The 13,484-nt window shown below is 71.6% G+C and carries 16 protein-coding genes; 7 read left to right on the top strand and 9 right to left on the bottom strand.

The genetic code is table 11. The features are described 5' to 3' along the window. Window positions 1–67: 67 nt before the first annotated feature. Window positions 68–1,855, bottom strand: coding sequence for an aa3-type cytochrome oxidase subunit I (ctaD, locus tag ACZ63E_RS14615; protein WP_465336409.1), 1,788 nt, complete (start codon window positions 1,853–1,855; stop codon window positions 68–70). 134 nt (window positions 1,856–1,989) lie between these two features. On the opposite strand from ctaD, the gene ACZ63E_RS14610 reads away from it, so the two are divergent. Beyond that, complete coding sequence (locus ACZ63E_RS14610) at window positions 1,990–2,811, top strand: phosphotransferase (protein WP_465336408.1); 822 nt, start codon at window positions 1,990–1,992, stop codon at window positions 2,809–2,811. Here the strand turns inward: ACZ63E_RS14610 and ACZ63E_RS14605 are convergent. Continuing rightward, window positions 2,799–3,560, bottom strand: coding sequence for an alpha/beta fold hydrolase (locus ACZ63E_RS14605; RefSeq protein WP_465336407.1), 762 nt, complete (start codon window positions 3,558–3,560; stop codon window positions 2,799–2,801). The genes ACZ63E_RS14610 and ACZ63E_RS14605 overlap by 13 nt on opposite strands. 17 nt (window positions 3,561–3,577) lie before the next feature. Here ACZ63E_RS14605 and ACZ63E_RS14600 point away from each other — a divergent pair, with 17 nt between their 5' ends. Continuing rightward, a complete protein-coding gene (locus tag ACZ63E_RS14600) occupies window positions 3,578–4,111 on the top strand; it encodes a GNAT family N-acetyltransferase (protein WP_465336406.1) in 534 nt (177 codons plus the stop codon). A 31-nt stretch (window positions 4,112–4,142) separates the two neighbouring features. On the opposite strand, the gene ACZ63E_RS14595 is transcribed toward ACZ63E_RS14600, so the two are convergent. From ACZ63E_RS14595 to ACZ63E_RS14585, 3 genes are all read right to left on the bottom strand, one after another. After that, window positions 4,143–4,448, bottom strand: coding sequence for a hypothetical protein (locus ACZ63E_RS14595; RefSeq protein ID WP_465312642.1), 306 nt, complete (start codon window positions 4,446–4,448; stop codon window positions 4,143–4,145). Between the two features lie 216 nt (window positions 4,449–4,664). Beyond that, the gene (locus ACZ63E_RS14590; protein WP_465336405.1) at window positions 4,665–5,765 is read right to left on the bottom strand and encodes an NAD/NADP octopine/nopaline dehydrogenase family protein; all 1,101 of its coding nucleotides are present in this window, start codon (window positions 5,763–5,765) and stop codon (window positions 4,665–4,667) included. A 94-nt stretch (window positions 5,766–5,859) separates the two neighbouring features. Continuing rightward, window positions 5,860–6,984, bottom strand: coding sequence for an alkaline phosphatase family protein (locus ACZ63E_RS14585; RefSeq protein WP_465336404.1), 1,125 nt, complete (start codon window positions 6,982–6,984; stop codon window positions 5,860–5,862). A 45-nt stretch (window positions 6,985–7,029) separates the two neighbouring features. Here ACZ63E_RS14585 and ACZ63E_RS14580 point away from each other — a divergent pair, with 45 nt between their 5' ends. Beyond that, window positions 7,030–7,242, top strand: coding sequence for an FmdB family zinc ribbon protein (locus tag ACZ63E_RS14580; RefSeq protein WP_465336403.1), 213 nt, complete (start codon window positions 7,030–7,032; stop codon window positions 7,240–7,242). Here the strand turns inward: ACZ63E_RS14580 and ACZ63E_RS14575 are convergent. Further along, window positions 7,239–8,357 carry a trans-sulfuration enzyme family protein gene (locus ACZ63E_RS14575; protein WP_465312646.1) on the bottom strand — a complete coding sequence of 373 codons (1,119 nt, stop codon included), beginning with the start codon at window positions 8,355–8,357 and terminating at the stop codon, window positions 7,239–7,241. The genes ACZ63E_RS14580 and ACZ63E_RS14575 overlap by 4 nt on opposite strands. A 58-nt stretch (window positions 8,358–8,415) precedes the next feature. On the opposite strand from ACZ63E_RS14575, the gene ACZ63E_RS14570 reads away from it, so the two are divergent. Continuing rightward, entirely contained in the window at window positions 8,416–8,892 is a 477-nt protein-coding gene (locus ACZ63E_RS14570; protein ID WP_465312647.1) for an Lrp/AsnC family transcriptional regulator, read from the top strand. Window positions 8,893–8,894: 2 nt separating this feature from the next. Here ACZ63E_RS14570 and ACZ63E_RS14565 read toward each other — a convergent pair whose 3' ends face one another. After that, window positions 8,895–9,419 carry a P-loop NTPase family protein gene (locus tag ACZ63E_RS14565; RefSeq protein ID WP_465336402.1) on the bottom strand — a complete coding sequence of 175 codons (525 nt, stop codon included), beginning with the start codon at window positions 9,417–9,419 and terminating at the stop codon, window positions 8,895–8,897. Continuing rightward, window positions 9,403–9,867 carry an Lrp/AsnC family transcriptional regulator gene (locus ACZ63E_RS14560; protein ID WP_465336401.1) on the bottom strand — a complete coding sequence of 155 codons (465 nt, stop codon included), beginning with the start codon at window positions 9,865–9,867 and terminating at the stop codon, window positions 9,403–9,405. The genes ACZ63E_RS14565 and ACZ63E_RS14560 overlap by 17 nt, the downstream gene beginning before the upstream one ends. A 93-nt stretch (window positions 9,868–9,960) precedes the next feature. On the opposite strand from ACZ63E_RS14560, the gene ACZ63E_RS14555 reads away from it, so the two are divergent. The 3 genes from ACZ63E_RS14555 to tsaA are packed head-to-tail and all read left to right on the top strand — an operon-like array spanning window position 9,961 to window position 11,632. After that, window positions 9,961–10,800, top strand: a complete 840-nt coding sequence (locus ACZ63E_RS14555) for an LLM class flavin-dependent oxidoreductase (protein ID WP_465336400.1) — start codon at window positions 9,961–9,963, stop codon at window positions 10,798–10,800. Then, window positions 10,797–11,225 (top strand): nucleoside deaminase, encoded by a 429-nt coding sequence (locus ACZ63E_RS14550; protein WP_465336399.1) that lies wholly within the window; start codon window positions 10,797–10,799, stop codon window positions 11,223–11,225. The genes ACZ63E_RS14555 and ACZ63E_RS14550 overlap by 4 nt, the downstream gene beginning before the upstream one ends. Further along, window positions 11,222–11,632 (top strand): tRNA (N6-threonylcarbamoyladenosine(37)-N6)-methyltransferase TrmO, encoded by a 411-nt coding sequence (gene tsaA / locus ACZ63E_RS14545; protein WP_465336398.1) that lies wholly within the window; start codon window positions 11,222–11,224, stop codon window positions 11,630–11,632. The genes ACZ63E_RS14550 and tsaA overlap by 4 nt, the downstream gene beginning before the upstream one ends. On the opposite strand, the gene ACZ63E_RS14540 is transcribed toward tsaA, so the two are convergent. Next, window positions 11,633–13,399, bottom strand: a complete 1,767-nt coding sequence (locus tag ACZ63E_RS14540; protein WP_465336397.1) for a 3-hydroxyacyl-CoA dehydrogenase family protein — start codon at window positions 13,397–13,399, stop codon at window positions 11,633–11,635. It lies immediately after the preceding gene. Between the last annotated feature and the right edge of the window lie 85 nt (window positions 13,400–13,484).

Raw genomic sequence — 13,484 nt, 5'->3', positions numbered from 1 at the left:
CCGGACACAAGTAGAGCGCGTGCCCGGCTTCACAAAAGCCGGGCACGCGCTCACTCGATCAGGGGTCCTACTTGTCGCCTTGCTCGCTCGCGTTGTCGTTCGAGTGGTCTCCCGGGATCAACGCCTCGGTGAGCACCTGCGACGGCGCCCCGTGGCTGTTGCCCTTCTGCTTCCCGAAGAAGCCGATCTCACCCTCGCTGTGGATGCGCTCGATCATGTGCGGGTAGTGCAGCTCGAAGGCCGGCCGCTCGGAGCGGATCCGGGGCAGCTCGGTGAAGTTGTGCCGCGGCGGCGGGCAGGACGTCGCCCACTCGAGCGAGTTGCCGTAACCCCACGGGTCGTCCACCGTGACGATCTCGCCGTACCGGTAGCTCTTGAAGACATTCCAGATGAACGGCAGCGTCGAGGCGCCGAGGATGTACGCGCCGATCGTGGAGATCGTGTTCAGCGTCGTGAAGCCGTCACTGGTCAGGTAGTCCGCGTACCGCCGCGGCATGCCCTCCGCGCCCAGCCAGTGCTGGACGAGGAACGTGCCGTGGAAGCCGATGAACGTGGTCCAGAAGTGCCACTTGCCGAGCTTCTCGTCCATCATCCGGCCGGTGATCTTCGGGAACCAGAAGTAGATGCCGGCGAAGGTGGCGAACACGATCGTGCCGTAGAGCACGTAGTGGAAGTGCGCGACGACGAAGTAGCTGTCCGACACGTGGAAGTCGATCGCCGGCGCGGCCAGCAGGATGCCGGTCAGGCCGCCGAAGAGGAACGTGACGATGAAGCCCATCGAGAAGATCATCGGCGTCTCGAAGGACAGCTGGCCCTTCCACATCGTGCCGATCCAGTTGAAGAACTTCACGCCGGTCGGGACCGCGATCAGGAACGTCATGAAGGAGAAGAACGGCAGCAGCACGGCGCCGGTGGCGTACATGTGGTGCGCCCACACCGCGACCGACAGCGCCGCGATCGCCAGCGTCGCCCAGACCAGGCTCTTGTAGCCGAACATGGGCTTGCGGCTGAAGACCGGGAAGATCTCCGACACGATCCCGAAGAACGGTAGGGCGACGATGTAGACCTCTGGATGGCCGAAGAACCAGAAGAGGTGCTGCCAGAGGATCACGCCGCCGTTTTCGGGGTCGAACACGTGCGCGCCCAGATGCCGGTCCGCCAGCAGGCCCATCAGGGCCGCGGTCAGGATCGGGAAGGCGAGCAGGATCAGGATCGACGTCACCAGGATGTTCCAGGTGAAGATCGGCATCCGGTACATCGTCATGCCCGGCGCGCGCAGGCAGACCACGGTGGTGACCATGTTGACCGCGCCGAGGATGGTGCCGAGACCGGAGACCACTAGGCCGGAGATCCACAGGTCCGCGCCGACGCCCGGCGAGTGGATCGCGTCCGACAGCGGGGTGTAGGCGAACCAGCCGAAGTCGGCGGCGCCACCCGGCGTCAGGAAGCCCGACAGCACGATCAGGCCGCCGAAGAGGTACAGCCAGTACGAGAACGCGTTCAGCCGCGGGAACGCGACGTCCGGCGAGCCGATCTGCAGCGGGAGCACGAAGTTCGCGAAGCCGAAGAGGATCGGAGTCGCGTACAGCAGCAGCATCACCGTGCCGTGCATGGTGAACAGCTGGTTGTACTGCTCCTGCGAGAGGAACTGCTGTCCCGGGCGCGCCAGCTCGGTGCGGATGAGCATGGCCATCGCGCCGCCCGCCATGAAGAAGGCGAACGACGTGACCAGGTACATGATCCCGATCTGCTTGTGGTCCGTCGTGCGGAACAACCGCAGCAGGTACGAACCCTTGACCGACTCGTGCGCGGGGTACGGGCGCGTCGCGATCGGCTTGGGGGCTACGGCCGTCACTCCTGCCTCCAACACTTGAAACCTTGTGGTGGTCATCGTCGCGCCACCGGCCCGGGAACACCCGGTCCGACGGCTTAGGGGGATCGTAGCCCTCGCTACCGACAGTCGCGCGCACCGGCTGGCAAGATCGGTCCGTGGCCGACGAACACACGCGCGCCGCGGTTCGCGCGGCACTGACCGTGACCTCGCGGCTGGGCCTGCGCGAGCACGAGCCGGAGGTGCTCCACGAGCGCTCGAACGTGCTGGTGAAGCTGGGTCCGCTGGTCGCGCGGGTGCCGGGGACCACCCGCCTGGCGCGGCCCGGTCCGGCGTGGCAGGAGCGGGACGTGGCGCTGTCCCGGTTCCTCACCGAACGTGGTGTGCTCGTCGTCTCACCGGCCACGGATCCCCCGGCCGGACCGCATTTCGCCGAGGGCCTGCCGGTCACGCTCTGGCACCACACCCCGCACGATCCGGACCACCGGTACGCACCGGACGTCGTCGCGCGTTCGCTCGCCGAAGTGCATGCCGCGTTGCGGGAGTATCCCGGCGAACTGTCCCGGCGCGGCCCGCTCGACGACCTCGAGCGCATCTTCGAGCGGCAGGACCTCGACGGCGAAACACCCCGGTTGCGCGCGGAGGCGGCCCGCCTCGCCACGACGCTCCCGGACGTCGCCGTGCAGCCGCTGCACGGCGACGCGCACCCCGGGAACCTGATCGCGACGCCGGCGGGCCCGTGCTGGCTGGACTTCGAGGACACCTGGCTCGGCCCGCTGGCCTGGGACCTGGGGATCCTCGGCCGGCAGGGCGGCCCGGAGCTCCTCGCCGCCTACCCCGATTCGTTCGACGAGACCGCCCTCGAGCCGTGGGTCCGCGTGCGGGAGCTGTACTCGGTCGTGTGGCAGCACGTCATCGCGATCCGGTTCCCGCACCGGCTCCCCGGCGCCCGGTCGGCGCTCGCCGCCTACTTCTCCTGAGTCGCCGGGTACCAGGACAGGATCGCCTCGACCACGCCCGCCGGGTCCTCCAGCGGGGTCAGGTGCCCGGCGTCCGGCAGCACCACGAGCGTCGAGCCGGGCATGGCCTCGCTCATCGCGCTCGCTGCCTCGACCGGCGTGATCGGGTCCTGCTCGCCGACGACGACCAGCGCGGGCACCTTCGCTTCCCGGAGCAGGTCGAGCGAATCCGGCCGGGTCCGCAGCGCCAGCGCCGTCCACGAGATCCCCGCGGGCGGCTGCGACTCGATGATCTCCCGGACCGTTTCGACGATCTCGGGACGTTCCTCGCGCGTCGACTCGGCCAGCAGGTTCGGCAGGTTGGCCTCGGCGAGCCAGCCCTTGATGCCTTCTTCTTCGACGCGCCTGGCGACGTCCAGCCGGCTCTGCGCGGCCTCCGGCGTGTCCGGCGCGGCCTTGGTGTCGATGAGGACGAGCCCGCCGACCCGCTCCGGCGCCAGCCGCAGCACGGCCATCGCGAGGTAACCGCCCATCGAGCAGCCGCCGAGCACGACGCGGTCCAGCTCCAGGCGGCCGAGCAGGGCGACGACGTCGCGCGCGGCGTCCTCGAGACCCGGTTCGCGGTCCGAGTCCGGCAGCGGCGAGCGGCCCAGCCCGCGCTGGTCCGGAGTGATCACCCGAAGGTGTGAAGCGAGGGGCTCGCGCACCGCGTTCCACATGCGGGCGTCCAGGGGAAAGGCGTGGAGGAGGACCAGCGGCAGTTCGGTCATGCGCGCCATTTTGTCGGATGTTTTTGTCGGACCCCCGCGCTAGCTTCGCCGATGTGTTCACCGACATCGAAACCGACCGGCTGCTGCTGCGTCCGCTCCACGAGGCGGACCGGCGGGCGATGGTCGACATCCACACCGATCCGCGCACCAACCGGTTCCACCCCGACCCGCCCGACGTGCCGGCCGCGTCGGCGATGTTCTCGGACTGGCTGGCGCACTGGGCCGAGCACGGCTTCGGCTACCCCGCGGTGACCGAACGCGGGGGCGCCGAGGTGCTCGGCATGTGCGGCGTGCGGCTGCGGGAGTTCCACGGCGAGAAGGTGCTGAACCTCGGCTACCGGTTCCGGCCCTCGGCGTGGGGCAAGGGTTACGCGGTGGAGGCCGGGCTGGCGGTGCTCGAGTGGTGCGCCCGCGACCTGCCGTCGGTGCCGGTGCTGGCGAGCGTGAGCATCGCGAACAAGCCGTCGCTGCGGGTGGCGGAGCGGCTCGGCTTCACCGAGTACACGGAGGAGATGTACGACGGCGCGATGTCGCGCCACTACCGGCGCTGAGCCGGGCGGTGTTTGACAACTCCAGAGCGAATCAGCGGCGGCGTTGCGGCCGCCGCCGGGCGCGGGCTTCCCAGCAGGGCCGGTGCCAGTGCCGGCGGTCGGCGACCGAGCCGGTCTCGTCGGCGGGCCAGACGACGAGGTGCGGGGTGCCGGGCCGGATCTCGTGGTCGCAGCCGGGGCAGCGGTAGAACTTGGTGGCCTGCGAGCCGGGCACGGTCCGCACGAGCCAGTCCCCGTCGGCCCCGGCTTCCGCGCGGGCCCAGCCGGTCGCGGCGCCGAGCTCGCGTTCGGGCGGCCCGCCGTCCGCCCGGCGGCCGGGACGATTCCGTCGAGGCACCCCCGAACGGTATCTCCCGCCCGCCCACCCCGACGCGACCTCCACCCCACACGTGTCGTCCACCCAGGTACGCGAGTCGTCCACCTGAGTACGCGTGTCGACCCTCCAATCACGAGTGTCGACCTTCCAATCACATGTGATGCCCCCTCAATCACGCGTAATGCCCCTCCAATCACGCGAGATGCCCGGCCAGTCACGCGTGATGCCCGTCGGCGCTCAGGCCGCGCGCTCCGCGACCCGGTCACCGGCCCGCAACCGGCGCAGGATGCCGTCGTGGCCGAGTCCTTCCCAGCCGAGCCGGTCCAGCGTCCGGCCCGTCCGGCGGAAGTCCTCACCGCCGAGCACGGACATGATCGTGATCGCGGCGTCGACCATCGGCGTGGCGACGCCGGCGCACCGCGCGAGCGCCTGCAGCGGCACGAGGGTCGAGCGGATGTCCTCGCTGAGGAACCGGTGGTCGAGGCTGGTCGGCGCGGCGATCGTCCGGTACGGCTCCACGGTCCGCAACGCGTCGAGCAGCGTCGTGGCCGGGCAGCCGTAGTAGCGGTCGAGGACCTCGGTCATCGGCAGCAGCCGCGCGCCGTACGCCCGGGCGACGGCGGCGAACTCGGCCTCGGTGCGCTCCAGCAGGGCGATCGTCCGCGGCGAGACGCCTTCGACGTAGAAGAGCAGTTCCTCGGCGCGGTCGATGGTGCCGAGGTTGGCCAGCGCGATCGGCACGTGCGCGACCGCGCCGAAGTCGTGCAGACCGCGTTCGACGGGGTTGCGCGCGACCTCCAGCATCGGGAACCACTCGCGCAGCAGCCCGGCGTGCCGTCCGACGGCGGCCGCGGTGCACCCGGAGAGCAGGTTCCAGCCCTTGACGCCGAGCACGCTCACCCCGTCGGTCCCGGCCGGCCGAGCGGCGAACAGCGCGTCCGTCTCGACGACGTCGACCGCGGGCGCCCCGGCGGCGGCGAGCGCGTGGGCGAACTCGACGCTCCCGCAGAGCTTGCTGGAGAACAGCACCACGACCTGCCCGGCGCCGAGGTGCGGCGCGAGCCGGGCGGCGACCTCCGGGTAGGCGGTGGTCACGGTGGCGACCAGCACGACGGCGCGGCCGCCCAGCCCGGCCGGGTCCGCGGTCACCTCACGGAGCGGGAACCGCCCGGCGAGCACCCCACGCGCGACGATCTCCCGGCGACGCGCGATCTCCGCCACGGCCCGGAGATCCCGGGTGTACAGGTGCACCGGCAACCCCCGCGAAGCGAGGTACGCCGCCACGGCCCGTCCCTCGCCGCCCGCCCCGACCACACCGATGCCGTCCAGCACGCTCATCCCGCCCACTCCCCGTCGATCCGGTACGCAGTGGACAGGTCGGCACACCGGCGGGGAAAGTTCCCGCCGGCGCACATTCCCGGAAAACGGGACGTCAGCCCTGCGCGAGCGCCAGCGGGACCAGCTGCTCGGCGGTGGTCAGCGAACCGTGCTGCCCCACCAGCGACGTCTCGACGGCCTCGGCGAGCCCCCGCACCATCCCGAACCGCCCGCGCGCGGCCGCGACGACGTCGCCGATCCGCGGCAGCACCCGGTCGCTGACCGTGTGCCCGAACCACCCCTCGGCGACGGCTTCCTCCCGCGACCGCACCCACGCCCGCTCGCCCAGCACCGCCTGCCAGGCCGCGAGGACGTCCGCGGCCGCGCCCGGCTCGGTGTAGACGTGCCGGGCCCGCACCTCGCCCCCGAAGGTCCGGACGCCGGACAGCAGCTCCGGCACGTCCTCGAGGTCGAGCTTGTCCTCGACGGTCACCATCCCGTGGTCGGCGACCACCGCGAGCAGGGCGCCGGCCGGCAGACCGTCCACAAGGGACTCGACGAGCCGGTCGATCTGCCGCAGCTGCATCCGCCACGCGGTCGAACCCGGGCCGTAGACGTGCCCGAGCAGGTCGAGCTCGCTGTGGTAGGCGTAGCAGAACGCCCGCCCGTCGAGCACCGACAACGTCCGCGCGGCGAGGTCGCCCAGCGCGTGCACCCCGGCGTAGCGCGCGCCGCCCTGGGTGGCCATCGTCAGTGCGGTGTCGCGGAACTTCGCGGACGACACCACCGCCGCGTCGATGCCCGCCGCGGCCGCCCGTTCGAACGTCGTCGCCAGCGGCTGCACCTCACGCGGCGGGAGCGCGCCCCGCAGGTCGCTGCCGTCGTCGTGGCTGCACCAGCGCAACGCGTTGAGCACGCCCGTGCCCGGCATTTCGAAGGTGTAGCCGACCATCCCGTGCTCACCCGACGCCAGCCCGGTCCCGATGGCGGCCAGCCCGGCCGCCGTCGTCGACGGGAAGCCGACGCGCAGCGACTCCCGGGCGAGCTCGGTCAGCACCGGGGCGTCCGCGGCGTGCTCGGCGAGCAGCTCCCAGCCGAGCCCGTCGACGAGCAGCACCCCGGCACTGCGCGCCTCCGGCAGCGTCAGCGTGTTGGCGCAGCCGGGCACCCCCAGCGCGGCGAGCAGGGACGGGACGACCTGGCCGAGGTGCGGGACGCCGGCGAGTGAAGGGGGCTGCACGCGCCCAGCTTCCCATCCGCGGGCCCCTCCGGCGATAATCGCGGCATGCCGACCTACGCCTACCGCTGCCGCGAGTGCACCGAGACCTTCGAGCTCCTGCGCCCGATGAGCGAATCGAGCGCGCCGGCGGCCTGTCCGGAGGGCCACGACGACACCGTCAAGCTGCTCACCACCGTCGCCCTGACCGGCGCCGCGAGTGGTCCCGCGGCCCCGGCCGGCGGTGGCGGTGGCTGCTGTGGCGGCGGCTGCTGCGGCTAAACCGCCTTCAGCGCCTGCTCGAGGTCGTGCCAGAGGTCCTCGACGTCCTCGAGCCCGGCCGACAACCTGATCAGCTGGTCGGACACCCCGGCGTCGTGCCGGTCGCCGGCGTCGACGATGCGGTGGCTGATCGAGCCCGGGTGCTGGATCAGCGTGTCGACGCTGCCGAGGCTGACGGCCGGCGTGATCAGCCGGACCGCGCCGATCAGGGCGTGCGGGTCGCCGTCGACCTCGAACGCCACCAGCGGCCCGCCCAGCCGCGGGTAGTGGACGGCCGTCACCGCCGGGTGGTCGCCGAGCCGCGCGGCCAAGGTCGCCGCGGTGGCGGACGCCGCGTTCACACGCAGCGGCAGCGTGGAAAGCCCGCGCAGCAACAGGTATCCGGCCAGCGGGTGCAGCACACCGCCGGTGGCGAAGCGGATCTGCCGCAGCCGCGCGGCCTCCGAGGCGTCACACGCGACGATCCCGCCCATCACGTCGCCGTGGCCGCCGAGGAACTTCGTCGCGCTGTGCAGCACGATCCGCGCGCCGTGCCGGCCGGGGCGCTGGAGCACCGGCGTCGCGAAGGTGTTGTCCACCACCAAAGGCACGTCACCACAGGCCGCGGCCAGGGCGGCGATGTCGACCTCGGCGAGCGTCGGGTTGGCCGGGGTTTCGACGAACACCAGGCCCGTGTCGGGCCGGAGCGCGGCGGCGACGGCGTCCGGCGCGGCCCAAGTGACCTCGGTGCCGAGCAGCCCGGACTCGAGCAGGTGGTCACTGCAGCCGTAGAGCGGGCGGACCGCGACGACGTGCCGTTTCCCTTGCGCCACGGCGGAAAGCAGGCAGGCCGAGACGGCGGCCATGCCACTGGCGAACGCGACGCCGTGCTCGAAGCCTTCGAGCTCGGCCAGCGCCCGCTCGAACCGTTCGACGGTCGGGTTGCCGACGCGACCGTAGATCGGCGGGCCGTCGACCGCGCCCCCGGCGGCGAACTCGTCGATCCGGGCGGCCTCGGCGGCGCTGTCGCGGGACGGGTAGGTCGTGGACAGGTCGAGCGGAGCGGCGTGCACGCCGAGGTCCGTGAGGTCGTCACGGCCGGCGTGGACGGCTCGGGTGCGCAGGGCGGAAGTCATACGAGCATGCTCGATCTTTCCCCGGACCGAAGGCAACAGTCTCGGATATCATTCGCCGATGCCCGATTCCGTCGAACTGAGCCCGGTGGACCTCGAGATTCTGCGGTTGCTGCAGAACGATGCCCGGATCACCAACAAGGACCTGGCGGCCGCCGTCGGCATCGCGCCGTCGACGTGCCTCGACCGCGTGGCCCGGCTGCGGGACACCGGCGTGATCACCGGCCAGCACGCGTCGGTCGACGCGGCGAAGCTGGGGCGGCCGCTGGAGGCGTTCCTGTTCGTCCAGGTGCGCCCGCACCGGCGGCCGCTTGTGGACCCGTTCGTCGCGCACCTGCTGTCCCTGCCGGAGGTGCGCGCGGTCTACCACCTGACCGGGCCGGACGACTTCCTCGCGCACGTCGCGACCAGCTCCGCCGCCGAGCTGCAGCGGCTGGTCCTCGACGAGCTGACCGCGCGCGACGAGGTCGCCCGGGTGCACACGAACCTCGTCTTCCAGCATTGGAGCGGCGGTCCGCTGCTACCGCCGAGCTCCTGACGTCACAGCGTTTTAAGCCACCGGCGGGTCCCGCGTGGGGACGTCAGCCGGACGACCGCGGGGCACGGCGGTTCGGCGGCCCACCTCCGGATCCGTGCCCGCTTCCGCGCGAACGACGCGAAGTGCCAGCGGATGATCGAGTCCGTGGAGAACATCTGGCGGAGCGACTCGACGTTGCCGTTGCAGATGCGCTCGCGGGTCAGCGAGCGCCAGGCCGTCCGGCGCACCAGACGGCCCAGCGAAAGCCAGCGCGGGTAGTCGAGCCCCACGATGAGCTGCACGCGGGGCAGCACGACGTCCGCCCACCGGGTGTACGCGGCGTCGAGAACCCAGCGCTCCCCCGCGCACACCTCGGCGATGCGGCGGCGCTGCTCGTCGTCGGGGACCGCAACCCAGCCCGGCAGCCAGGTGAGGTCGTCGGCCGAGACGTACGGCAGGCCGGTGCGTTCGGCGATGCGGGCCGCGAGCGTCGACTTGCCCGAGCCGGTCACGCCGTAGACGACGATGCGCTCAGGACTCGAGGTCACGGGCGGCTTCCTGCGGTCCGCGGTAGGGCAGGGTCTGGCTGTAGACGACGTTCGTGGTCGTGCTGCCGAACTGGGCCAGCTCGTCCATGGTGTGCTCGAGGTGGGCCATGGACGCCGCGGCGATCTTGAGCGTGTAGCAGTCGTCGCCGGTGGTGCGCAGGCACTCCAGGATCTCGAAGCGGTCGGCGAGCAGCTTGTGCAGCGGCTCGTGGCGGCTGCCGGGGTACTTGAGCCGGACGACGGCGAGCACCGGGTAGCCGACCTTGCCGAGGTCGATGTCCGCGCGGTAGCCGGTGATCACCCCGGCGGTCTCGAGCCGCCGGAGCCGTTCGGTGGCCGCGGACGCGCTGAGGTTCACCCGCCGGCCGAGCTCGGTGAGCGGCAGCCGGGCGTCCCGCTGGAGCTCGGCGAGGATGGCCCAGTCCGTCGGGTCGAGACTCTCGGTCATTGGCCGAACATACCGCGAGATCCACGGCGAAAGCGTCCCAACGCCGTGATCGTTCCCTTCCGATCAGGGCGTTGACCTCGATAGCCTTTCCCGGTGAAGATCGGCGTGAACGTCCCCAACTTCGGCCCCGGCACGGACCCGGGCGCGCTGCGCGCGTGGGCGCAGACGGTCGAGGGGCTCGGCTACGACCTGCTGATGGTGTCCGACCACGTCGCGATCACTCCCGACGTCGCCGGCCAGTACCCGGCGCCGTTCTACGAGCCGTTCACGACGCTGTCCTGGCTGGCCGGGATCACCAGCCGGGTGCGGCTGGGCACCACCGTGCTGGTCGTGCCGTACCGCCACCCGCTGCTCGTCGCCCGGATGGCGGCGAACCTCGACGCGCTCAGCGGCGGCCGGCTGGTGATCGGCGCCGGGATCGGCTGGGCGAAGCAGGAGTTCGACGCGCTGGGCGTGCCGTTCGAGCGGCGCGGGAAGCTCACCACCGAGTACCTGCGGGCGATCCGCGCGGCCTGGGCCGACCACGACGACTACCGCGCCGGCCCGATCCCGCTCTGGCTCGGCGGGCACAGCGACGCCGGGCTGCGCCGGGCGCTGGAGCTCGGCGACGCGTGGCACCCGCTGCGGATGACCATGCCGGGCTTCCGGGAATCTTTGGCGCGCCTGGAAAAGCTGGCCGGTGACCGGCCCGTGCCGTCGTTCGCGCCGCGGATCCTCCTGCGGATCACCGGCGCCCCGGTGACCGGGCCGGACCGGCGCGCCGGCGAAGGCACCCTCGACCAGGTCCTCGACGACCTGGCGCAGCTGCGGGACCTGGGCGCGGACACCGTCGTGCTCGACCCGTTCGACTCGGACCCCGCCGAAACCCTCCACCCGGAGGCGGCGTGGCGTGACCTCGCGGCGGTGGCCGCGGCCTGGAAGGAGAACCGGTGAACGACACCGAACTGACGTTGCTGCGGCGGGCGATCGAGCTGGCGCGGGAGGCGCGCGAAGAGCACGGCAACCCGCCCTTCGGCTCCCTGCTGGCCGACGCGGACGGCCAGGTCCTGGTCGAAGACCGCAACACGTCGTTGACGGACAACGACATCACGGCCCACCCGGAGCTGAAGCTGGCCCGCTGGGCGGCGCAGAACCTGAGCCCGGAAGCCGCGGCGGCGACCACGATGTTCACCAGCACGCAGCCGTGCGGGATGTGCACCGGCGCGATCGAACGGTCCGGGCTGGGCCGGGTCGTCTACGCGCTCTCGACCGAGCAGTTCCTCACGCTGCGCCCGCCGGTCACTTGGGGCGACCACAAGCTCGAAGGCCCGGCCCTGTTCGACGAGGCCCGCGTACCGGTTGAGGGCTACTACCAGTGACGAGCTACGACGTCCACCCGGTCGCGTGGGTGGAGTCGCCGCTCGCGGACCGTTCGGCGGCCCCGAAACAAGGTGACGAAGGAGCGCCCCCGGCCCGCGTGGTGATCGCGCCCGAGTTCCACCACGCGGCAGCCGACCTCCGCCCCGGCGACCGCCTGGTCCTCCTCACCTGGCTGCACGAAGCCGACCGTGCGGTCCAGGCGGTCCATCCGCGCGGCGACCCGGACCGCCCGAGCACCGGCGTGTTCTCGACCCGCTCACCGGACCGCCCGAACCCGATCGGCCTCCACACGGTCACGGTGACGGCGGTCGAGAACGGAACGCTCACGGTGACGGGCCTGGAGGCGATCGACGGCACCCCGGTGCTCGACGTGAAACCGGTCCTCGGCGAGGTGGCCGGACGCTGATCAGTAGTCCTTGAAGCCCTTCCCGGTCTTCCGGCCCAGCCGCCCGGCCGTCACGAGGTGCTCCAGCAGCGGCGCCGGCGCGAAGCCCTCCTCGCGGAACTCGTTGTACAGCGTCCGCTGGATGGCGAGCGAGACGTCCAGGCCCACGACGTCGAGGAGCTCGAACGGGCCCATCGGCAGGCCGCAGCCGACCTTCATGGCCGTGTCGATGTCGTTGGCTCCCGCGTAGTGCGCCTCGAGCATCTTCACCGCGTCGTTGAGGTAGGGGAACAGCAGCGCGTTGACGATGAAGCCGGCCCGGTCGCCGCAGTGGACGGCGTGCTTGCCGACCGCGCCGCAGACCGCGTTCGCCGTCGCCACCACGTCCGGGGCGGTCGCGATCGTCGAGACGACCTCCACCAGCTTCATCACCGGGGCCGGGTTGAAGAAGTGGAGACCGACCACGTCGGACGGCCGGGACGTCGCCGCCGCGCATTCGATCACCGGGAGCGAGGACGTCGTCGTGGCGAGGACCGCGCCGGGGCGGACGACCTCGTCCAGCGCGGCGAACACCGCCTGCTTCACCGAAAGCTCTTCGGCGACTGCCTCGACGACCAGGTCGACGTCGGCCAGTGCCTCGAAGTCGGTGACCGGGGTGATCCGCGCCAGCGCGGCGGCCGCGTCCTCTTCGGACAGCTTGCCCTTGACCACGGCCTTGTCGAGCGACTTCTTCACCTTCGCGACCGACGCCTGCGCCTTCTCCAGGCTGCGGGCTCGCAGCACGACGTCGAGACCGCGCTTGGCGAACACCTCCGCGATGCCGGTGGCCATGGTCCCGGTGCCGACCACGCCCACCCGCGCGACCGGGCGCGGCGGCACGGAGTCCACAGTGGACGCACTGCCGGAGTCGACCACGGTGGGCGAGTCCGGTGCGTCGTAGGTGTAGAAACCACGGCCGGTCTTGCGGCCGAGCAGGCCTGCCGTGATCATCTGCTTGAGCAGCGGCGCCGGCGCGTGCAGGCGGTTGCGAGACTGGTGGTACATCGTGTCGAGGATTTCGTACGCGGTGTCGAGCCCGATCAGGTCCAGCAGCGCCAACGGCCCCATCGGGTAACCGCAACCGAAGCGCATCGCGGCGTCGAGGTCCTCGCGCGTGGCGTAGCGCTGCTCGTACATCCGCACCGCGTGGTTGAGGTAGCCGAACAGCAGCGCGTTCGCGATGAACCCGGCCCGGTCGCCGATCACCACCGGCGTCTTCCCGAGCCGTTCGGCGAACGCGACGATCTCGGCGACCACCTCCGGCTCGGTGACCACCGTCTTCACGATCTCGACGAGCTTCAGCACCGGCGCCGGGTTGAAGAAGTGCATGCCGACGACCTTGCCGGGCCGCGCGGTGTGCACGCCGATCTCGGTGATCGACAGCGACGAGGTGTTGGACACGAACACGACGTCCGGCCGGGTGACCTTGTCCAGCTCGGTGAACACCTCGGCCTTCAGCTCGAGGCTTTCCGGGATCGCCTCGATCACGAGGTCCACTTCGGACAGATCCGACAGCGAGGTGCTGTACCGGATGCGCTCCAGCAGCGCCTCGCGGCCGGGCTCGTCGAGCTTGCCGCCGGTGAGCGCCCGTTCGGTGGAGTGCCGCAGGTGGCCGCGGCCCCGCTCGAGCCCCGGCTGGTCGAGCTCGACCGTGACGACGTCGAGCCCGCTGCGCGCGAGCACTTCGGCGATTCCGGCCCCCATGGTGCCGAGGCCGACCACTCCGACCGTCGAGATGTCCCGCGCCATCGAGGCCTCCAGAGATGTTACTCGCTGGTAATTGGCCCCTGACTCTGCCACACCGGACCTTCGGAAGCCCACACGGAATCGAGTC

This window comes from Amycolatopsis sp. NPDC104819, from assembly GCF_055583145.1.
The sequence above is the reverse complement of the archived record's forward strand: the minus strand, read 5'-3'. Positions and strand labels throughout refer to the sequence as shown.